Source organism: Streptomyces sp. A3M-1-3 (assembly GCF_024213665.1).
In the GTDB taxonomy this organism is placed as follows: Bacteria; Actinomycetota; Actinomycetes; order Streptomycetales; family Streptomycetaceae; genus Streptomyces.
The window spans coordinates 1-19659 of record NZ_JANAVP010000029.1 but is presented as its reverse complement, the minus strand read 5'-3'; the positions used below and the strand labels follow the sequence as shown (position 1 = coordinate 19659).

General features: G+C 69.7%; 26 protein-coding genes and 1 pseudogene. 21 read left to right on the top strand and 6 right to left on the bottom strand.

Annotated features, from left to right (window positions below; all coding sequences use genetic code 11):
- Window positions 1–6: 6 nt before the first annotated feature.
- On the top strand, window positions 7–447 hold the full coding sequence (locus NLX86_RS27070) for a MaoC family dehydratase N-terminal domain-containing protein (RefSeq protein WP_254374417.1): 441 nt from the start codon (window positions 7–9) through the stop codon (window positions 445–447).
- 79 nt (window positions 448–526) lie between these two features.
- On the opposite strand, the gene NLX86_RS27065 is transcribed toward NLX86_RS27070, so the two are convergent.
- Both NLX86_RS27065 and NLX86_RS27060 read right to left on the bottom strand, forming a co-directional pair.
- Entirely contained in the window at window positions 527–745 is a 219-nt protein-coding gene (locus tag NLX86_RS27065) for a hypothetical protein (protein ID WP_254374416.1), read from the bottom strand.
- A gap of 92 nt (window positions 746–837) precedes the next feature.
- Window positions 838–984: a hypothetical protein gene (locus NLX86_RS27060; protein WP_254374415.1), complete on the bottom strand. Its 147-nt coding sequence runs from the start codon at window positions 982–984 to the stop codon at window positions 838–840.
- A gap of 217 nt (window positions 985–1201) precedes the next feature.
- Between NLX86_RS27060 and NLX86_RS27055 the strand changes: the two genes are divergently transcribed.
- The 6 genes from NLX86_RS27055 to NLX86_RS34850 all read left to right on the top strand — a co-directional run bounded on the left by NLX86_RS27055 (window position 1202) and on the right by NLX86_RS34850 (window position 5714).
- Window positions 1202–1603 carry a hypothetical protein gene (locus NLX86_RS27055; RefSeq protein WP_254374414.1) on the top strand — a complete coding sequence of 134 codons (402 nt, stop codon included), beginning with the start codon at window positions 1202–1204 and terminating at the stop codon, window positions 1601–1603.
- Window positions 1604–1723: 120 nt separating this feature from the next.
- On the top strand, window positions 1724–2869 hold the full coding sequence (locus NLX86_RS27050) for a sulfite exporter TauE/SafE family protein (RefSeq protein WP_254374413.1): 1146 nt from the start codon (window positions 1724–1726) through the stop codon (window positions 2867–2869).
- A complete protein-coding gene (locus NLX86_RS27045) occupies window positions 2866–3129 on the top strand; it encodes a cation transporter (RefSeq protein ID WP_254374412.1) in 264 nt (87 codons plus the stop codon). Before NLX86_RS27050 ends, NLX86_RS27045 begins: the two co-directional genes overlap by 4 nt.
- Window positions 3130–3205: 76 nt before the next feature.
- Window positions 3206–3652, top strand: a complete 447-nt coding sequence (locus NLX86_RS27040) for a MerR family transcriptional regulator (RefSeq protein WP_254374411.1) — start codon at window positions 3206–3208, stop codon at window positions 3650–3652.
- Window positions 3653–3726: 74 nt separating this feature from the next.
- Window positions 3727–4014: a hypothetical protein gene (locus NLX86_RS27035; RefSeq protein ID WP_254374410.1), complete on the top strand. Its 288-nt coding sequence runs from the start codon at window positions 3727–3729 to the stop codon at window positions 4012–4014.
- A 257-nt stretch (window positions 4015–4271) separates the two neighbouring features.
- Window positions 4272–5714: an ankyrin repeat domain-containing protein gene (locus NLX86_RS34850; RefSeq protein ID WP_254374409.1), complete on the top strand. Its 1443-nt coding sequence runs from the start codon at window positions 4272–4274 to the stop codon at window positions 5712–5714.
- A gap of 19 nt (window positions 5715–5733) precedes the next feature.
- On the opposite strand, the gene NLX86_RS27025 is transcribed toward NLX86_RS34850, so the two are convergent.
- The gene (locus NLX86_RS27025) at window positions 5734–5961 is read right to left on the bottom strand and encodes a hypothetical protein (protein ID WP_254374408.1); all 228 of its coding nucleotides are present in this window, start codon (window positions 5959–5961) and stop codon (window positions 5734–5736) included.
- Window positions 5962–6406: 445 nt separating this feature from the next.
- Between NLX86_RS27025 and NLX86_RS27020 the strand changes: the two genes are divergently transcribed.
- Window positions 6407–8011 carry a serine/threonine-protein kinase gene (locus NLX86_RS27020; RefSeq protein WP_254374407.1) on the top strand — a complete coding sequence of 535 codons (1605 nt, stop codon included), beginning with the start codon at window positions 6407–6409 and terminating at the stop codon, window positions 8009–8011.
- Between the two features lie 61 nt (window positions 8012–8072).
- Window positions 8073–8691, top strand: a pseudogene (locus NLX86_RS27015) (ATP-binding cassette domain-containing protein); the annotation flags it as partial.
- 207 nt (window positions 8692–8898) lie between these two features.
- Here NLX86_RS27015 and NLX86_RS27010 read toward each other — a convergent pair.
- A complete protein-coding gene (locus NLX86_RS27010) occupies window positions 8899–9141 on the bottom strand; it encodes a hypothetical protein (protein WP_254374406.1) in 243 nt (80 codons plus the stop codon).
- Window positions 9142–9448: 307 nt separating this feature from the next.
- Between NLX86_RS27010 and NLX86_RS27005 the strand changes: the two genes are divergently transcribed.
- The 5 genes from NLX86_RS27005 (at window position 9449) to NLX86_RS26990 (ending at window position 11472) form a co-directional block, all read left to right on the top strand.
- A complete protein-coding gene (locus NLX86_RS27005; RefSeq protein WP_254374405.1) occupies window positions 9449–9685 on the top strand; it encodes a hypothetical protein in 237 nt (78 codons plus the stop codon).
- The gene (locus NLX86_RS35175) at window positions 9657–10124 is read left to right on the top strand and encodes a MerR family DNA-binding protein (protein WP_374213967.1); all 468 of its coding nucleotides are present in this window, start codon (window positions 9657–9659) and stop codon (window positions 10122–10124) included. The genes NLX86_RS27005 and NLX86_RS35175 overlap by 29 nt, the downstream gene beginning before the upstream one ends.
- Before the next feature lie 98 nt (window positions 10125–10222).
- Window positions 10223–10531, top strand: coding sequence for a DUF427 domain-containing protein (locus NLX86_RS27000; protein ID WP_254374404.1), 309 nt, complete (start codon window positions 10223–10225; stop codon window positions 10529–10531).
- Window positions 10528–11103, top strand: a complete 576-nt coding sequence (locus NLX86_RS26995) for an SRPBCC family protein (protein ID WP_254374403.1) — start codon at window positions 10528–10530, stop codon at window positions 11101–11103. The genes NLX86_RS27000 and NLX86_RS26995 overlap by 4 nt, the downstream gene beginning before the upstream one ends.
- A gap of 57 nt (window positions 11104–11160) precedes the next feature.
- On the top strand, window positions 11161–11472 hold the full coding sequence (locus NLX86_RS26990) for a DUF1707 domain-containing protein (protein WP_254374402.1): 312 nt from the start codon (window positions 11161–11163) through the stop codon (window positions 11470–11472).
- On the opposite strand, the gene NLX86_RS26985 is transcribed toward NLX86_RS26990, so the two are convergent.
- Window positions 11457–12113, bottom strand: coding sequence for a hypothetical protein (locus NLX86_RS26985; protein ID WP_254374401.1), 657 nt, complete (start codon window positions 12111–12113; stop codon window positions 11457–11459). The two genes, NLX86_RS26990 and NLX86_RS26985, sit on opposite strands and share 16 nt — an antisense overlap.
- On the bottom strand, window positions 12110–13135 hold the full coding sequence (locus NLX86_RS26980; protein ID WP_254374400.1) for a DUF3179 domain-containing protein: 1026 nt from the start codon (window positions 13133–13135) through the stop codon (window positions 12110–12112). Before NLX86_RS26980 ends, NLX86_RS26985 begins: the two co-directional genes overlap by 4 nt.
- Before the next feature lie 118 nt (window positions 13136–13253).
- Here NLX86_RS26980 and NLX86_RS26975 point away from each other — a divergent pair, with 118 nt between their 5' ends.
- The 7 genes from NLX86_RS26975 (at window position 13254) to NLX86_RS26945 (ending at window position 19200) form a co-directional block, all read left to right on the top strand.
- A complete protein-coding gene (locus tag NLX86_RS26975; RefSeq protein ID WP_254374399.1) occupies window positions 13254–13649 on the top strand; it encodes a MauE/DoxX family redox-associated membrane protein in 396 nt (131 codons plus the stop codon).
- A gap of 100 nt (window positions 13650–13749) precedes the next feature.
- Window positions 13750–15321, top strand: coding sequence for a radical SAM protein (locus NLX86_RS26970; protein WP_254374398.1), 1572 nt, complete (start codon window positions 13750–13752; stop codon window positions 15319–15321).
- On the top strand, window positions 15318–16106 hold the full coding sequence (locus NLX86_RS26965; RefSeq protein WP_254374397.1) for a methyltransferase domain-containing protein: 789 nt from the start codon (window positions 15318–15320) through the stop codon (window positions 16104–16106). The genes NLX86_RS26970 and NLX86_RS26965 overlap by 4 nt, the downstream gene beginning before the upstream one ends.
- 110 nt (window positions 16107–16216) lie before the next feature.
- Window positions 16217–16705 carry a hypothetical protein gene (locus tag NLX86_RS26960; protein WP_254374396.1) on the top strand — a complete coding sequence of 163 codons (489 nt, stop codon included), beginning with the start codon at window positions 16217–16219 and terminating at the stop codon, window positions 16703–16705.
- A gap of 86 nt (window positions 16706–16791) precedes the next feature.
- Entirely contained in the window at window positions 16792–17616 is an 825-nt protein-coding gene (locus NLX86_RS26955; protein ID WP_254374395.1) for a Crp/Fnr family transcriptional regulator, read from the top strand.
- 87 nt (window positions 17617–17703) lie between these two features.
- Window positions 17704–18300, top strand: a complete 597-nt coding sequence (locus tag NLX86_RS26950) for a redoxin family protein (RefSeq protein WP_254374394.1) — start codon at window positions 17704–17706, stop codon at window positions 18298–18300.
- Window positions 18301–18306: 6 nt separating this feature from the next.
- Window positions 18307–19200: a cytochrome c biogenesis CcdA family protein gene (locus NLX86_RS26945; RefSeq protein WP_254374393.1), complete on the top strand. Its 894-nt coding sequence runs from the start codon at window positions 18307–18309 to the stop codon at window positions 19198–19200.
- The last annotated feature ends 459 nt before the right edge of the window (window positions 19201–19659 follow it).

Genomic DNA, 19659 nt, shown 5'->3' with positions numbered 1-19659 from the left:
GACCCCATGCCCGTGAATCCTGAACTCGTCGGCACCACGCTGAGCAGCGAGGAGCCGTACGAGGCCACCCGCGGCGACATCCGCGCGTTCGCCGCCGTCGTCGACGACCACAATCCGCTGTACCGGGACCCCGCCGCGGCGCGCGCCCTCGGGTACGCCGACGTCATCGCACCGCCGACCTTCGCCGTGACGGTCTCCGGCATGGTCACCCGGCGCATCCTGCGGGACCCGGCGCTCGGCCTCGGCGGCCGTCAGGTCATCCACGAGTCCCAGAAACTGTTCCAGCACCGTCCGATCGTGGCCGGCGACCGGCTGACCACCACCGCCGTGCTCCGGTCGGCCGCGTCTGTGGGGGGCTATGAGCGCCTAACTCTGCACAGTGAGATCCGCGACGCGCATGACACCGAGGTGTACACGGTGGTCACGGTGGTGCTGGCCCCGGCCTGAACCCGTCCCGACGGAATGCAGCACACGTAGGTGAGGGCCGCGGCCAGCGCCGTGGCGGCCAGGGGGAGCCAGATGCCGGTCACGCCGGGGAGTCCTTGTGGAGGTTGGGCTTCGTGTCGAGCCCGCCACGGAGGGCTTCGACCTCCGTGCGCAGGCGGAGGAGCTCCTGTTCCTGGGTGGGCGCGGGGTGCACCGGCCGGGCTTCGGAGGAGTGCCGGGAGCGCATCATGAACCACATCATCAGCCCCATGCCGACGGGGCAGGCAAGCGCGGGAAGGATGTACAGCAGCTGATCCATCACAGGTCCTTCCGGTGTTCTTGTGTGTGTTCGGCAGCGGGGCAGGTCGTGACAGTGGGGCCTCGCGCTCTCGCCATACAGCCCGAACTGGCTCAGTGGACCCTCTCCATGGGGAGTCCGCAGCGGCAGGTGGGGTTCTGGTCCCCACCCTGGCCGGGAGCCGCGCCCTTGGTGACGGTGATCTCACAGCCGCATTCGGGGTCCGGGCATCGGTACACCTCGCCTTCGGTGAATGCCATCAGGTGACCTCCCTCCCGCTCACTGCCTACGCGACGACGCTAGAACCGTCCCCTTAGGGCAAGGTCAATGCCCGTCTGGTCTGAAATTGGGGTTTTCCTCCAGCATGCGCGCTTATGCGCCGGAGCGACGCTCTGGTTGCCGAGAGCAGAGAGGGACCAGAGGGACCCGTCCATGATCGGCGGGGCGGCCGACTGGGCATCGCTTAGCATGACGCCCATGTCGCCACGCGCACTGCCGCCGCTCCGGACGTGGTCCGGGGCGCTGCTTGTGTGCGCGCTCTTCGTATGCCTGTCGGGGCTGGCGCGTCCCGCGATGGCGATGGCGATGCCGGGGCCGATGGACGTGGCCCCACCCGTCGCGTCCGGCGCACACGCCGAACATGCCGCGGCTTCAGCCATGGCCGAGGAACCGGATCACAGTCCGCACTGCCCCGCCACCCACGAGCAGTGTGTGGCACCGAAGGCCACCCTCGCCCAGGACGTACCGTCGGGCCACGTGCTGGCGGGCGCGTCGCGCGCGACGGTCTGCATCCCCACGCTCCCGGTGGCGCAGCCCAACGCCCCGCCACCGATGGCCGCCCCTCCTGATCTGCATCGGTTGTGCGTGTCTCGGACGTGACGGCTTGCCGCCCGTGAGGCCCCACTGCCTTGCGGGACGCCGCGTTCCGCACGTCCGCACGTCCGCCTCGGCACGCTGTTTCTGTACGAGCGTGTCGTCGCAGAGCAGGAGTAACGACGCATGCCGTCATCCGTCGCTTTGTTGATCACTGGTGCGAGCACCGGTTTGCTCGCCGGTGGTGCTTCATGCGCCGCCGTACAGGGGGGTCTGCTCGCCGGAGCCGTGACCCGGCGCCGCACCCCCGCCCCGCAGAAGACTCCCCCCAAGCAGTCCGGTAAGCCCTCCCGCTCCGCAACCACCGTGCAGGGGGCCGCCGCGCCGCTGGCGCCGGTCGGGGCGTTCCTGGCCGGGAAGCTTCTCTCCCACACCGTGCTCGGCGCCTTGCTGGGCGTCTTCGGTGACGCCTTGCAGCCCAGCCCTCGTACCCAGGCAGTGCTGCTGCTGACTGCGGGGCTGCTCATGGCGTTGTTCGCGCTGGACCTGTTCGGCGTCAAGTGGGTGGGGAGGCTTTTGCCCCGCCCGCCCGCGTCGTTCGGCCGGCTGATGCGGCGCAGCGCCAGGACCGACTCGGTTGCCACTCCGGCTCTGATCGGTTTCGCCACGGTGCTGGTCCCGTGCGGGGTGACGCTGTCGATGGAGCTGCTGGCCATCACCTCAGGGTCGCCGGTGGCCGGCGCCGCGGTGATGGCCGGGTTCGTTCTCGGCACGGCACCGTTGTTCGCCCTGCTCGGCTACCTCTTCCGCCGTGGCAGCCAGGCACTGTCCGGTCAGCTGGCCGCGCTCACGGGTGTGGTGGTGCTGGCCGTCGCCGCGTGGACGATGGCCTCCGCGCTGCAGGCCGGCGGCTGGGTGTCGTTCGACGCCCCCGAGAAGCAGGCTGCGGCGAGTGAACCGTTCATTGTCGAGGGCGGCGACCAGGGCAGTGCCGACGGCGGTTCTGGAGGTGGGGAGACGGCGGGTGCCGTCGCCCCGGTACGTATCGACGCATCCGGAAAGCAGATCGTCACCCTGACCGTGACGGACTTCTACGTCCCCACCCAGTTCACCGCTAAGGCCGGGGTGCCCACCACGCTGGTACTGCACGGCAAGGACTCCGGCGGGTGCGCTCGGGCGTTCACCATCCCCGAACTCGGCGTGCAGGAGATCGTCAAGCGCGACGGTGACACCGAGATCGACCTGGGCACCCGCGAACCGGGCACCCTCCGTTTCTCCTGCGCCATGGGCATGCAGACCGGCGCCATCGAGTTCAAGAAGGACCTGCGATGAAGCTGTTCAGCCGCAAGGGCAAGACCGAAGCCGACACCGCCCCACAGGTGGTGCTTCTCATCGAGGGCATGCACTGCAACAGCTGCGGACTGATCATCGACGACGAGCTGGAGGACCTCCCGGGAGTGCGTTCGGCCGCCACCGATGTGCGTACCGGACGCAGCGTCGTCCTCCTGGAAGAGGGCAGCAACGTGGACACCGCTGCGCTCGTCGCTGCGGTGGAAGTGGCCGGGGACTACACCGCGCGCATCGCCCACTGACCTGCACGTGCCCGCGGACGTCGCCAAGCTCTCCTGCTGCGCGGGCTGAGCGGACGGCGACGGAACGGAGGCACTCATGGAGACGAGCCGACCCGTGGTTCGTACGCGCGCGATGACGGTCGGGGAGCTGTCCCGCCGCACCGGCGTGCCCGTCAAGGCCCTGCGCGAGTACACCGATCTCGGGCTGATCTACACCCTCGGCCGCAGTCCCTCGAATTACCGCTTGTACGACACCGATGCCCTGTGGTGTGTGCGGTTCATCGGCGAGCTGCGCGGCCTCGGGCTGACCGTGGCCGAGATCCGCCAGCTGACCACCGCCTATCTCGACGGCCCCGACGGGCCGGTCGGCTCGCACCTGGCCGAGCTGCTGCACCGCTCCCGCGAGCGGCTACGGCAGCGCATCGCCGCCCAGCAGCAGATCCTCGACCGGATCGAGAAGTTCGAGACCGTGCACCAAGCGGAGTTGGCGGAGGGCGACCTGTGCTGGGCCGGTGATCCGCGCGGCTGCGACCTGCGGGCTTGACCCTCACCCCGGGGCAGACCCTACGGTCGGAATGCATCAGACCCGTCCGTTGTCAGGGAAGGGAAGGACCCGCTGTGAACACCGACACCCAGAAGATCGCCGCCCGCTTCACCGACACCGTCAACCGCGCCCCCGGCGTCAAGCTCTGGCTGCTGCGCCCTCTGCTGACGCTGCTGGCCACCAACCCGGGGCTGCGCCGGGCCGGCAGCAACGTGCACGGCCCGGCCGCGGCTCGGCGCGCCGCGGGCCGAGGTTGCTGTGCCCTGTCGGCGGCGGACTTCGCGCCCTGCTCACGAATCCACGCCACCAGAGCGGGGTGGCGGGCCCGCTCGGCTGCGTCGGGAGCCGTCAGTTCGTCGTAGCCGACCCCGAGATGACCACGTGGATCTCCCGGCTCGCGACGAGATCCGGTGGACCGCCCTGCGGTTTCGTGGCGCGCACGGACTCTGGCGGAGAGCCTGCGCAGGTGTGCGCCTGCTGGCATAGGGTGGGCGTGCGCTCAGGGCGCGTCCGGTCCGCGGGAAGGGCAAAGCCCACCTGATGCTCGTCGACCCCCCGGCCCGACCTCTTTTCCGGCCTGATCATGCGGACACCAGGCGCAGACGGAAGGGAGGCCCTTGTGCCCATTCACTGCCTGCCCGACAACCCCAGCATCGAGCGGCTACGCAAGCAGGCCAAGACGCTCCTTCAGTATGTGAAGGCGGGAGTGCCTGCGGCGCTCGGCCTCGTCACCGAGTTCCATCCCCGGCCGCCGCAGACGCTCAAGCTGTCCGACGCGCAGCTCGTCACCGCCCGCATGTACGGCTTTTCGAGCTGGACCAGGCTGAAGGAGCACATCGGCACCGTCGAGCGGTGCTCCCGCTCGCCGCACCGGGCCCCGGCGAGCGACGATCCGCCGGAGGAGTTCCTGCGGCTCGCCTGCCTCACCTACGGCGCGGACACCCCGGGCCGGACCCGGGAGGCCGATCTGATCCAGGCCCGGCATCCAGAACTGCCCACCGCGAACGTCTTCACGATGGCGGCCACTGGATCGGCTGAGGCGCTCGCAGAAGCACTGGCCGGGAATCCACGGCGCGCCCGGACGGAGGGCGGTCCTTTCCGGTGGGAGCCACTGCTGTACCTGACCTACGCGCGCCTTGCGTCTCCCGGACGGTCGGTGGAGGCGGCCCGCCTCCTCCTCGAACACGGAGCCGACCCGAACGCCGGATTCCTGTGGGACGGGCTGACCTCCCCGTTCACCGCGCTCACCGGCGCGTTCGGCGGCGGGGAGGGCGACCAGCCACCTCATCCGCAGGGCCTGGCGCTGGCCAGGCTGCTGCTGGAAGCCGGGGCGGATCCCAACGACAGCCAGACCCTGTACAACCTTGGGCTCGGCGGCTCGTTCTCGGACGACACGGCCCACCTTGAGCTGCTGCTGGAGTTCGGCCTCGGACGCGGCGACGGCGGGCCGTGGAAGGCCCGGCTGGGCCCGACGCTGCAGTCCCCGCAGCAGCTGCTGCGCGACGAACTGGCCACCGCCGCACTGCGGGGCGGCCCGCAGCGGGCCCGGCTGCTCCTCGCACACGGCGCCGAAGTGGACGGCCTCGGCGGGCATCCGGCGTACGGCGGACGCACACCGTACGAGCTTGCCCTGCTGCACGGACACACCGAGGTCGCGAAGATCCTCGCCGCGGCGGGCGCCTCAACGGTGCTGGACGAGATGGACGCGTTCACCGCCGCCTGCATGCGCGCCGACGCCGACGCAGTGGCCGGATTCGGCCCGGAACTGCTGGCGCGAGCCCGTGCCCGGTCCCCGGAGATGATCAACAGTGCGGCCGAGCAGCGCAAGCCTGCGGCGGTGCGGCTGCTCGCCGGGCTCGGCTTCGACGTGAACCACCTGCGCCGCAGCACCCCGCTGCACGAAGCGGCCTGGAACGACGACGTGGAGACTGCCCGGACGCTGATCGAACTCGGGGCCGACCCTACGATCAAAAACACCGAGCACGACTCGACCCCACTCGGCTGGGCCGAGCACGGCGGCAAGCACCGCGTGGCGGCTTACCTGCGGGGCCTGGGGGCATAAGGCATCGCAAACTCCCTGGTCAGTCCCGGCCGGGACTGACCAGGCAGCAGGCCGGGGTGACCGCAGCCCACTTCCGCATCCGCTCCTGCGCGGCAGCGGCCTCCGTCGCGCCCGGCTCCGGGGCCTCCTCGTCCGCGTGCTCCGCGCCCGCCACCGCGATCTGCTGATCCGACCCGAGCAGATAGCCCAGCGCCGTGTCGACCAAATTCGCCGCGTCCCCCAGCTCGCGCCGCTCCAGCGCAGCCACGACGCCGCGAGCTCGGGGAACGCCCCGTTCCCAGGGCGGCCGGCATCGGCCATCACCGGCTTGTACGACAGCCACGACCAGGCATCGATCACGAGTTGACGCAGGACCATCGGGGGCAGTTCCCTCCCATAGACGGCCCCGCGCCGCATGATCAGCGTAGCGGGCGCAAACCTGCGATCATCCCACCTTCATGCTGCTTTCGCGTCACCCAATTCGGGCTTACAGCTACACAGCCACGATGCCGGCATCCCGGCGGGGCGGGTATGCGGGCGGGGGCCGTACGAGTGAGATGGTTCCTCCTGACCACATGCCTGGCAGGAGCAGAGCGGCGGCCCGAGCCCGGGCAAGATCCACCGGAAATGCCCGAGCCGGGCCTGTGTCTCGGAAGCACAACTGCCTGCGGCCCGGTGGCAACGGCCGCGGGCGCTCAGGCCATGATGGGCGCATGACGAACGACGGGCGAGGGGTGGACAAGCCCACCAGCTACGGTCTCCAGCCGCCGGCGCAGCGCAGCTACGAGCCAACGCGGGCCGCTCGGGCGCCCGGCCACGGGGAGGGCGTCGCCGAGTCGGGCGCGGGGCGGCTGATAGGCGGCCGCTACAGGCTCGAGTCCCGCCTCGGCCACGGCGGTATGGGCACCGTCTGGAAGGCCCATGATGTCGTCGTTGACCGCGATGTCGCCGTTAAGGAGCCGCGCGTTCCCGATCACCTGGCCGAGTGGGAGCGCCAGACCGTCTACCAGCGGATGCAGCGTGAGGCGCGGGCCGCCGCCAAGATCGACCACCCGTCGGTCGTCACGGTCCACGACGTTGTGGTCGAGGAAGGACGGCCCTGGATCGTCATGGAACTGGTGCGCGGAAGCTCGCTCGCCGACCAGCTTGCCGAGGGCACCATGGACCCGGGCGAGGCGGCCCGGATCGGCCTCGACATCCTCGGCGCGCTGTCCGCCGCGCACGAGGAGGGAGTCCTGCACCGCGATGTGAAGCCTGGCAACGTCCTGCTCGGCCGCCACGGCCGGGTGGTGCTCACCGACTTCGGCATAGCGCAGATCGAGGGCGAGCAGGCGCTGACCGAGGCCGGCGCATTCATCGGCTCGCCCGAATTCATAGCCCCGGAGCGGGTGCTGGGGCAGCGGCCGGGGCCCGAGTCCGACCTCTGGTCGCTGGGCGTGGTGCTGTACGCGGCGGTCGAGGGCATGTCGCCGTATCGCCGCTCCACCACCCCGGCCACGCTCCAGGCCGTGCTCTCCGCCGAGCCCGCACCGCCCGCGCGCGGCTCCGGCGAGTTCGGCATCCTCCTCACGCAGCTGCTCCGCAAAAACCCGTCCGCGCGGCCGACCGCCGCCGAGATCCGTCACACGCTGCAGAGCGTGGCGCGGCCGCCACGGTCCACCCCGGAGTCGACCGGACTGTTCCCCGCGGGCGCGCACGGCGGCCCGGGGGGCGGTCGGCAGACCCGTCGGATCAGTCGCAAGGCTCAACTGGGCCTGGGCAGCGGGGTGCTGGCCGTAGTACTGGCCCTGGTGCTGCTCCTCGCGAACCCCTTCGCGAGCGAGGACCCGCCCGCCCACTGGGTGGTCAGGGAGGAGGGCGAGGTTGTCAAGGCGTCTCTGGCCCTGCCCAGGGACTACCAGCGCAACGTGGACGGGGCCAACGACGGTTACATCGTGTTCAACGACCCCAGCGGGATCTTTACCGTCCATCTGGAGCGGGTGGCGGGCGGCAAGGACACCGGTACGGCCGCCGAGGAGGCCAAGTGGTGGGAGGACTACTACGAGGCCGGCGCCGAGAAGACCATGCAGAAGGCCAGGGCCTCGACGCGGAAGGCATCCCAGCAGGGCAGACCGGCTGCGCAGATCACCACGGTCTATCAGTGGTACGGCGCCTCCGCCACGGACCTCAGCCACCGTCGGCGCGATCACCTCTACGTCAACGACAGGAACGTCTACTGGCGGCTGGAAGTGACGATGCCCGCCAAGGGCAAGGCCGCCGAGGACGGCGAGCGGCTGTTCCAGGACGTGGTGAAGCACCTGAACATCCAGGAACTCTAAAGGTCCGCTGGGTTCCTGAAGATCGACCGCGGCACGACGGGGTCGGAACGGCTCGCAACAGCGGCTACCGGCCGAGCCGCCCGCAGAGGCGGTGCCGCTGCCCAGCCGGGAGACGAGCAGGTCCGCTTCCACTACGCCGAAGACCTGCCTCCCGTCCACCACGGCGTGAGCTTCAGCGTGCCGCGGCGCGGCATGACCGCCTTCGTCGGCCCCTCCGGCGAAGGCAAGACCAGAGTGTTCTCCCTCATCGAGCGGTTCTACGAACCGATGTCGGGCCGCGTCGAGGCGGAGGGCCGAGACCTCGCGGACCGGGGGATACCCCAACTCCGCGCCGCCATCGGATACGTGGAACAGGCCCCTGTGCCGTCCGGCACCCTGCGCAACAATCTGTTGCTCGGCAACCCTGACGGGGATTACTCCGCGGTGCGCCGGGTGCTGAAGACGACTCGCCTCGACGGCCTGCTCGCCCGTCTCCCCAAGGGCCTGGACGCGCTGGTCGGCCACCGCGGCACCAAGCTCTCTGGCGGCGAAGGCCGGCGCGTCGCCATCGCCCGTGCCCTGGTGCGCCGCCCTCGGCTCCTGCTGCTGGACGAGGCCACCGGCCGGCTCGACGCGTCAACGAGGCGGCGCTGCGTGACACCGTCGAAGGGGCGGCGGGTACCACGACGGTGCTTGTCGTCGACTGACCGCCCGCCTCTCGCCCGCACGCACCAGCGGTACGACGGGACTGAGCAGCATCACGGGTGGTTGTTGGGCGACGTTGAACGCGCGAACGTGCCCACCCCCACAGCCGCAACGAGCCGTCGCAGCCCGGACACATCAACTCGTCATCCGGAAGGGCCTTCTCGCGTGCCCTTCGTCGACCCCGGCTGCGCTGACCGAAGGGTCTACTTCACTCTCTTGGTACCAGTGATCAGTTTGGTGACGTATTTTTCACCGTCGACGTACGCGAGGTCGTGGGTGTAGTTCTCGGAGACATACTGGCGCCGACCGCTGTCCCTGTCTGTGACGACCACGCGGAACCCGAGGGCGCTGCAGCCGCGCCTGAACGGGACCCCGACGCCCATCAACCCCTCCGCGATGTCTATGGCGAAGCGTTCGCGGGTGATGGAGCCGTCAATCGGCGGCACCGGACGGCGACCGAATCCGACACGAAACCGCCCGGTTCGCATTGTCCGACGCATGACGCCTCCCACGCGGCTACACGTGAAGTGTACGCCTGACCAGGCGTAAGAGCTGATTGGTGACCGTATGGCGACGCAGCGCAGCCGGGAGTTCAGCCTCTCGGATCACTCGCTTACGGCTCGCACCCCCGGCTCCGCCGACGCGCCGAGGGCCTCCAGCAAGTGATTGCGTAAAGTGTGCGACAGGTCACTTACGGTTAGAGTCATCTCGGGTGCCGCAAGGGTGCCGCCCCCCGATCGGAGGAGTACGGCCATGGATGACATCGAAAACCACGTCAAGGACGTCACTTCCGAACTAGTGGGTGTGAACGTAGCCGACATCAAGAACAGCGACGCGTTCATCGATGACCTTGGCGGAACCGAGGAGGATCGTGTTGACCTCATCATTAATGCCCAACAGGAGTTGGAGATCGAGGTCAGCGATGAAGAGGGGGACAAGGTCGTGACCGTCCAGGATCTGATTGACGTGCTGCGCAAGAACCGGCGGTAAGCAGCGCGCGGAGGCGCGCTTAAGAAGCTGCTTCTCAGCGTCTCTCTTATTTGGAGCGCGCTGGCGGTACAGGCGTTCGCCGCGGCTTCGACGTCTATCTGTCCCAGCGGCCCGGGTAGTTCGTGCTGCTGTAGACGGGCTGACTCTCTTGGATGCCGCGCTGCTGCCCACTGCACGCAGCGGACTGTCCCCGCCCCGGCGGACGACCCTCTGGTGGAGGGCCCGCACGCGATGTCACCGGAAGCGGGATGACGGAGCAGCCTCCTGCGAGCACGTCACGGCACTCATCGACCAGCATCTCGCCGACATCGACCGGCGCCAGGGCGAACTCCGAGTCACCCGAGCGGCCCTGCGCGTCGTCGCCTCGCCGGCAGCCCCGAGGCGATCCGGCCGACTGCGCCGACGCCGACATCTGCCGCATCCTCATCAGGGCGAATGACACGGCGAACGGTGAGCGCCGTCACTGAACCACCCCGTCGGCCAGGCATAGCGTGATCAGCGCCGGGGAACATCCCGGCCTGGCGCACGATGAGGAGCATGGCCATGCTTCGGGCTGTATGGAACGGCACGGTGATCGCGGAGGCCGCGAGCACGGTGATCGTCGAGGGTAACCACTACTTCCCACCTGAGGCGCTGCACCGCGAGTACTTCAGCGAGAGTCGCTCTCGGTCGTTGTGCTTCTGGAAGGGGCTCGCCCGGTATTACACCGTCACGGTCGACGGGCGGGCCTGTCCGAACGCGGCCTGGTACTACCCGCACCCCAGCCCGCTCGCGCGCCGGATCAAGAACCATGTCGCGTTCTGGCAGGGCGTGCGGGTCGAGGGCGAGCCGGAGAGCGCACCGTGACCTACCGTCGCGTCGCCCGGGCGGCGGCCTGGACCGCGGGCGCCGCAGCCGTCGCCGCAGGCAGCTACATGGGGCTGGTCACCGGCGCGCTGCCGGTCGATCTCGGTATGGGCCGGCGCATCCGGCCGCTCGGGCCTCAGACCGTGGACATCGCAGCACCCCGGGACGTCGTCTTCGACGTGATCGCCCAGCCGTATCTGGGGCGGACGACGAGGGCGATGCGGGAGAAGGTCCAGGTACTGGAGCGCGGCAGCGACATGGTGCTCGCCGCCCACTACACCCCGCTGAGCAGTCGGTGGAAGGCCGTCACCTTGGAGACGGTGCGGTTCACCCGGCCCGAGTGCGTCGGCTTCCGCCTGGTGCGCGGTCCGGTGCCGTACGTCGTCGAGTCTTTCACCCTGCACGAGGAGGCCGCGGGGACCCGCCTGGTGTACGAGGGAGAGCTTGGCACCGACCTGTGGGCGGTCGGGCAATGCTGGGGGCATCTGGTGGCCAGGCGCTGGGAGGAGACCGTTGCGGCCTCGCTGACGTCGGTCAAGGACGAGGCCGAACGGCGCACTGCCCGCCGGTGAGACCCACGGACGGCTTCTCCGCCCATACGGGCATAACGTGGAGGGAGGAGGTCCGTCATGTCGTCACTGCGGATTGGTCACGCCGAACAGGAGCAGGCCCTCGAACGGCTGAAGACGGCATTCGCCGAAGGGCGCCTCGACCAGGCGGAGTTCGAGAACCGCGTCGGACGGACTGTGGCGGCTCGTACAGAGGATCAGCTGGGCGCTGTGCTGGCCGGCCTTCCCGCGGCCGCGGACTTGCCGGAGTGCTCCACCGCCGGCTCGGTATCGCTGCGGGATCGGGTGGCTGACCGGCTGGTCCGGGCACTGAGGTGTGCGGTGTTCTGCTGGCTGCCGCCGCCCTCAGGACGGGATCAGCCCGGCCGTTGAGCGGGCGCCTCGATCCGGGCCGACCCCCACACGAGTGTGCTGATGAGCAGCAGAAGCGTGAGCGGATAGAACACCGGGCGCAGCGGGATCAGCAGCGGCAGGAGCGCGGCGGCGGTGCCGGTGCCGAGGATGAGCAGGAAGGTCGGTACGCAGCAGGCGAAGCCGAGCAGGAATGCCGGGAGCACGCCGAGCAGCCGCGCATATCCGGCACGGCCTCCGGGCCGTCGGCAGGAGGCCGCCTGCCGCGCCGCGAGAGCGGCGACCGCGACATTGCAGCCCACCAGCGCGGCCACGATCGCGCCGAGCAGCAGGTTGACCGGGCTCAGGAACAGCCCCACGTACGAGGTGGGATGCACCGCGACGACCGCTTCGAACAGGTACGGCGATCGGACGTGGAACAACTGCTCCGGAGCTGCCTGCAAAGCCGGGACGCCGGTGAAGCGGCCCGAGGCCGACACGGCGAGGTCACCGATGGAGAACAGATACGCCAGGAGCACCACGGCGGCTGCGATCACTCCCGTCCGCCGGTGGCGGCGCACGGCGACCACAGCACGCACCCGCCGAGGAGTAGCCGCGGTAGCGGCGACCGTGGCGTCCCAGGCATCCCCAGCCCTGGCGAAGCCCACCAGCAGCCTGTTCACTGTCGCACCTGGGTGTTCGGGTAGAACGCGTACCAGGCGAACCACATGGAGTCGAGGAAGTCCGCGGGCTGCCACTGGTCGCCGACACGCTGGAAGACGCGGGCGGTGCCAAGGGTCTCGTCCCAACGGGCTTCGAGCTGCGTGCCCGCTACGGTGGCGCGCACGGTCCCGGCCTTGCGGACGAGGTCCTTGTGGATCGCGAGGCGCTCCTTTCCGACCCGTACGCCGATGACGACGTCCTTGTCGGGGAAGCGGTCGCTCGTGGCCAGCACCGGGAAGAACGGGCCACCCCCGGCGTAGTAGCCGCTGCGGTCCATGTAGGAGCCGTACGGATCGCTGCCGTAGCTGCGCAGGGCGCCCGTGTCGGTGGACAGCACCTGAGTGTCCGGGTGCGCGGCGCGCCACTCCTTCCATGTGGTCCACACCAGGGGGACGGTGTCCAGCTGCGTGCCCTTGAGCGGGCCGCTGACGGCCGTGCCAAGGAGCTGGGGCCACTCTGAGCCGGTCTGCCGGTCGTACATCAGCAGGTTGGAGTTGACCAGCCGGCCGGTCGTGCCGAACGTCAGCTCCGGCACACCGGGCGGGGCGGCAAATCCGATCACCGTGCCGGTGAGCGGGCAGTACGTGACCGCAAGCGGCTCGCCGCCCACGGTGTCGTTGACGATCTCGTGCCACACCAGCACCTGCTGCGGGTACGCCCGGACTTCTCCGCGGCGCTCCAGCCCGAAGACCGGCTCGTCGTCGGCGAGGAAGCCGGCGTCGCGCGCAGGCACGAACTCCGGCCGGTCGATCGAGGGGATTCCGTCCTTGCCCGGCCCGCCGGAGACGGCCGCACCGGCCAGCGCCTCCAGCGAGGGATCCTGGCCCGTCTGCACAGCGGGGAGCGTCTCGGGCGGGCGGTCCGAGACGGCCTGCCAGCCGATCACGCCGCCGCCCACGAGCAGGACGACCACGCCCCCGATCACCCCGGCACCCTTGATGACCTGCCGACGCTCCCGCCTGGGCTGCCGCTGACCGTCCACTGCGCATCACCTGCTTCGGAACACGGTTCCCACACCTGCGATGATCCCGCGCGGTGGGTGCGTGTTCGGTGAGCGCGCTTACAGTTCTCCGCCCCGCCCCAGCAATAACGTGGGGAGCATGGTGCTGCGGATCGTGCTGGGCGCGCTGTTCGTCGCGATGGCGGCCGGGCAGCTCGCGTCCTTCTCGCAGATGCCCGGGATTCTGGCCGGGTACGGACTGGTCGCCGGCTCGGGTGCGACCGCGCTCGCCGTGGCACTGATCGTGGGCGAGCTGGTGTGCGGGGTCTGGTTTCTGGCCCGCCCGCGATCCCGCGCGCGGGCCCCGGTATGGGTGTTCACCAGTGTCGCCGTGGTGTGGGCGCTGCTGTCTGCTCCACTGCCGTACCCGCCGCGACGTGGCACCGCCGGGCCCAAGGACTGCTGCCCGTCCGTACCGCGCCTTTCGAATGCCCACGACCCCGATGCTCACGGCCAGAGCGAGGACGACGCCCCGCAGCATCGAGACGTCCCGTGACCAGCACGCGGCGCACGGCGATTCGCCCTCAGCGCCGTCCAGGACGCGCGATCCGTCGGCCGGTTCACGGAACACGGCGGCATCCGAATGGAGGACCGAGATGACCCAGGCATCCACGCCACGGCGCAAGGTGGACCGCGATGAGGTGTTCGTCGAGTTCACCAAGTCGATCTGCCCGATGTGCAAGACGCCCGTCGACGCCCAGGTCAACATCCGCGAGAACAAGGTCTATCTACGCAAACGCTGTACAGAGCACGGACAGTTCGAAGCTCTCGTCTACGGCGACGCCGAGGAGTACATGGCCTCGGCCCGGTTCAACAAGCCCGGCACCATCCCGCTGACCTTCCAGACCGAGGTACGGGACGGCTGCCCCAGCGACTGCGGGCTGTGCCCGGAGCACAAACAGCACGCCTGCCTGGGAATCATCGAGGTCAACACCGGCTGCAACCTGGACTGCCCGATCTGCTTCGCCGACTCCGGCCACCAGAGTGACGGCTACTCCATCACCCACGAGCAGTGCGAGCGGATGCTCGATGTCTTCCTCGAGTCCGAGGGCGAGGCCGAGGTGGTGATGTTCTCCGGCGGAGAACCCACCATCCACAAGCACATCCTGGACTTCATCGACCTCGCCCAGGCCCGGCCCATCAAGAACGTCACGCTCAACACGAACGGCATCCGGATCGCCACCGACAAGAACTTCGTCGCCGAGCTCGGCAAGCGCAACCAGGTGCCCGGCAAGTCCGTGAACATCTACCTCCAGTTCGACGGCTTCGATGAACGCACCCACCTGGAGATCCGGGGCCGCGACCTGCGTACGTTCAAGCAGCGGGCTCTGGACAACTGCGCCGAGGCCGGGCTGACCGTCACCCTCGTCGCCGCCGTCGAACGCGGACTGAACGAGCACGAACTCGGCGCGATCGTCGAATTCGGCATCGACCACCCCGCCGTACGCTCGGTGGCCTTCCAGCCGGTCACCCACTCCGGGCGGCACGTCGCGTTCGATCCGCTGAACCGGCTCACCAACCCCGACATCATCAAGCTGATCAACGCCCAGCGCCCCCAGTGGTTCCAGAAGGGCGACTTCTTCCCCGTGCCCTGCTGCTTCCCCACCTGCCGCTCCGTCACCTACCTGCTGGTCGACGGCGAGCCCGGGAACCGGACCGTCGTGCCCATCCCCCGGCTGCTGAACGTCGAGGACTACCTCGACTACGTCACCAACCGCGTGATGCCCGACGCCAGGATCCGCGAGGCCCTGGAGAAGCTGTGGTCCGCGTCCGCCTTCATGGGCACCGAGACGACCGAGGAGAAGCTGCGGGCCACCGCCGAGGCCCTGGACTGCGCCGAGGCCTGCGGCATCGACCTCCCCGAGGCCGTCAAGGACTTGAACGACAAGACATTCATGATCGTGGTCCAGGACTTCCAGGACCCGTACACCCTCAACGTCAAGCAACTGATGAAGTGCTGCGTCGAGGAGATCACACCCGACGGGCGCCTCATTCCGTTCTGCGCCTACAACTCCGTCGGCTACCGCGAACAGGTACGCGAAGCAATGTCCGGCGTCCCTGTCGCCCAAGTCGTCCCCAACGCACTGCCGCTCGCGAACCGTCTCACCACCACGCCGTACGGATCGAAAACCGTAGGCACCGAGGAAGAGGAGCGGCGGCGGCCGTGAACAACGACGAGGTCAAAGCCTGCTGCGCCGACGCCTACTCGCAGGACGTCGTATCCCTGCTGCTCGGCGACTCCTACCACCCCGGTGGCAAAGCCCTGACGCGCCGCCTCGCCGACAGCCTCCGTCTCACGCCTGACGACCGTGTCCTGGACGTGGCCTCCGGCCGGGGCACCACCGCACTCCTGCTCGCCGACACGTACGGAGTGCGGGTGGACGGCGTCGACTACTCCGCCGCCAACACCGCCCTCGCCCAAGGAGCGGCCCAGGCGGCACATCTCGCGGACCAGGCCGTGTTCGTCACCGGCGACGCGGAGCACCTGCCCTACCCGGACGCGAGCTTCGACGCGGTGGTGTGCGAGTGCGCGCTGTGCACCTTCCCCGACAAGGCGCGGGCCGCCGCCGAGTTCGCCCGCGTTCTCAAGCCCGCAGGTCGTCTCGGCATCACTGACGTCACCGCCGAGCCGGGGAGGCTTCCTCCGGAGCTGAGCGGCCTGGGCGCCCGCATCGCTTGCATCGCCGACGCCCGCCCCCTGGCCGAGTACACACGGATCCTCGCCCAGGCCGGGCTGCGAACCATCACCACCGAGCGCCACGATGCGGCCATGCTCCGCATGATCGACCAGATCGAGGCCCGGCTGAACCTGCTGCGCATCACCGCCCCGGACAAACTCGCCGAGGCGAACGTGGACCTGGACGGGGCCCCGGCCGTTCTGGCCGCCGCCCGCGCCGCCGTCGCAGAGGGCACGCTCGGCTACGCGGTGCTGAACGCCGTGAAGTCACCCTGACTGCGCGGTGATCTACCGCCGGGTACGTAAGCGCCCTCACATACCCGCCCCGTCATCGGTCATAGCGTCAGAGCCGAAAGAAGCGGTCACCGTATGGGAAGAGGGCTCCCATGGCAACCACTATGCAGGTATCCCCGAGCACGGCCGCCATCCCGGTTCACGCCGTCCGGGGCGCCGCAGCCGGACTGGTCGGCGGCGTCGGGATGGGCATCTGGATGGCGGTGTCCCGGCCGATCATGGACACCGCGGTGATCACCATGGTCGCCGGACTCCTCGGCTCGACCAACACCTTCGCGGGCCGGCTGATCCACCTGGCCATCGCCACCCTCGCCGGTATCACCTTCGGCGCGCTGCTCGGGCAGTACGCCCAGCGCCTTGCGCCGGCTGTCGCCCTCGGCCTCCTCTACGGCGCGGTGTGGTGGTTCGTCGGCGCACTGTGGATCATGCCCGCCAACATGGGCATGCCGGTCTTCGACTGGAACGCCGTCACCCGCTCCAGCCTCGGCGCCCACCTGGTGTTCGGGCTGCTCGCCGGACTGACGTTCGCCGCGATCGCCCAGGCCGCGGGCAAGCCGCGCACCGGCCCGGCCGACGGATGAGCCCTCCGCCGCCCGCGTCAACACCCGGCCCCCATAGTCCACGGCGGGGGACAGCACCGCATCGGATGGGCGACAACGGTATGGCGGTGACCTACTGTCTCGCCGACAGCGCCGATGCGCTGGCCAGCCCGGCGTGGGGCGCCGCCCCCCCGCCCTGGGCACCGGGACGACGCGAGGAGACACACGCCATGATCGACGCCGGTACGGACGCCGCCGGGGACGCCGACAAGACCTGGTGCATGGCCGAGGTCGACATCTTCTGCGACCTGAACGAGCAGGAGATGGAGGCCATCGCCACCGCCGCGCCGATGAAGACCTACAACGCAGGCGAGATCCTCTACTCGCCCGCCCAGCCCAGCGAGGTGCTGTTCATCCTCAAGAAGGGCCGGATCCGCGTCTTCCGCGTCTCCGCCGACGGCCGCGCCCTGACCACCGCGATCATCACCCCGGGCACCATCTTCGGCGAAATGGTCCTGCTCGGACAGCACATGTACGACAACTACGCCGAAGCCCTCGACGACGTCAGCGTCTGCGTGATGAGCCGCGCCGACGTGCACCGCTTTCTGCTCTCCGACGCCCGGATCGCCGCACGTATCACCACGATCCTCGGCCGCCGCCTCGCCGACCTCGAACAGCGTCTGTCCGACAGCGTCTTCAAAACCGTCGCACAGCGCATCGCCACCACCCTCACCACCCTCACCACCGCCCAGCCAACGGCCGGCCCGCTCCGACCCGGCGGACGCCACCCGCAGATCGCACTCACCCACGAACAGCTCGCCGCCCTCGCCGGCACCTCCCGCGAAACCTGCACCAAGGTGCTGCGCGACTACGCCGGCCAAGGGCTGCTGCGCCTCGCCCGCGGCCGCATCACCGTCCTCGACTCCGCCCGCCTCAAGGACGCGGCGGGCTGACGTCACCAAACCGTAAGACCGCCACCAGGCACCTGCCGGGCCTGGTGGATCTACAGTCACACCATCCCGAACACACAGGAGTCCTCCATGCGCGCCCGCACCGTCCTCCCGGCCGTCCTGGCCGCAGCTCTGCTCACCGTCACCGGGTGCGGAGCGGACGGCGGCTCCGGCTCCGGCTCCGGCGGGGATGCGGGGGCCGCACCGTCGAAGGCGTCGTCCCCCGCACAGCCGCCCGCCCCCTCTGAGGGCGGCGAAAGCGGGGCCGCCGGGGCCGAAGTGCCCGAGGCACTGAAATTCACCGCCACCACCGTGGACGGCAAGCCCTTCGACGGAAGGACTCTCGCGGGCAAGCCCACCGTGCTGTGGTTCTGGGCCCCGTGGTGCCCCAAGTGCAAGGCGCAGGCAGCGGAGACCGCCAAGGTCGCCGCCACGTACGTAGGCAAGGTGAACGTGGTCGGCGTCGCCGGGCTGGACAAGAACGCCGCCATGAAGGACTTCGTCTCCGACACCAAGACCGGCGCCTTCCCACACCTCTCCGACGAGAACGGCGACGTGTGGAAGCGGTTCGAGGTCACCGAGCAGAGCCGCTACGTCATCCTCGACAAGGACGGCAAGACCGTCTACGAAGGCGTCCTGCCCGGCGGCGACGGGCTGGCCGAGAAGGTCGCCGGACTCACCGGCTGAACCACCATGGCCGACCTTCCCCTCGCCCTCGCACTCACCGCAGGCATGCTCGCAGCCGTCAACCCGTGCGGCTTCGCCCTGCTCCCCGCCTACCTGTCACTCCTCGTCCTCGGCGACGACACCCCCAGCCGTACGGTCGCCGTCGGCCGGGCCCTGACCGCAACCGCCGCGATGACCGCCGGATTCGCCGCTCTCTTCGGCATATTCGGCCTCGCCGTCCAGCCGGTCGCCGGACAGGTCCAAGAGCATCTGCCCTGGTTCACCATCGCCTTCGGACTCCTCATGGCAGCAGCCGGAGCCTGGTTCCTCGCCGGCCGCCAACTGCCCGCCCTGACCCCGAAGATCCGCCGGGCTCCCACCGTCACCCGGTCGCTGCCCTCCATGGCGCTGTTCGGGATGGCCTACGCCACGGCCTCCCTGGGCTGCACCATCGCCCCCTTCCTCGCCATCGTCGTCTCCGCCTTTCGCAGCGGCCCCACCGGCGAAGGCATCGCCCTCTTCGCCGCGTACGCGGGCGGGATGGGCCTGATCGTCGGCGCCGCCTCCCTGACCGTCGCCCTCACCCGCACCACCGCCGTCACCCGGCTCCGACGTCTCGGCGCCATCGCACCCCGCCTCGGCGGCGGACTGCTCCTCGCCGTCGGCGCGTACGTCGCCTACTACGGCTGGTACGAAATCCGCGTCCAGCGCGATCCCGCCACCCAGGACCCGGTCATCGACGCCGCAGGCACCGTCCAGCGCACCATCGCCGAATACCTGGACACCATCGGCCCAGCGGTGATCGCCGCGCTGTTCGCGGCCCTGCTCCTGGCCGGACTGGTCATCCGCCGCAGACGGCGAGCCATCCGGTCCCCGCGGACAGACCTCGACTCCCGGTCCACACCCAGGCGCAGCGCCTGAGTCGACCAGTTGCAGTCTGACGAGCTTCATACGGAGCAGCACGTCCGCGAGCGCAGTCGCAGATGCCCCGGGGCGCCGAGCGGCAGCAGTGCATATCGCGGACGCGCTGCCCGCAGCCGACGAAGGTCAGGGCCGGTCGGACACTCGGTCCTGATCGCGGTCGTACGCACTCGCCCGCATCACCCACGCGTACTGCCGCGACCAGCGGCCCAGCAGGGTCCGGGACTTATCCAACTCGCGTGCCGCTTTCGTCAGTCTCCGTGCGGGGCCGAGATCGCGGTACACGGTGAACGCCTCGAACGCCTGGGGGACTCACCGCTCTGCCGCTCCCAGGGCTCAACCGGGCCCTCAGCCACCGCTCACCTCCTGGCCAACGGCCCTACTAGGGTCTGTTGCGAAAGTGCTGGTCGCAGAAGTGCGTTGTCGGTCGTGTTGTGCTTGCATACCCCGGTGAATCGA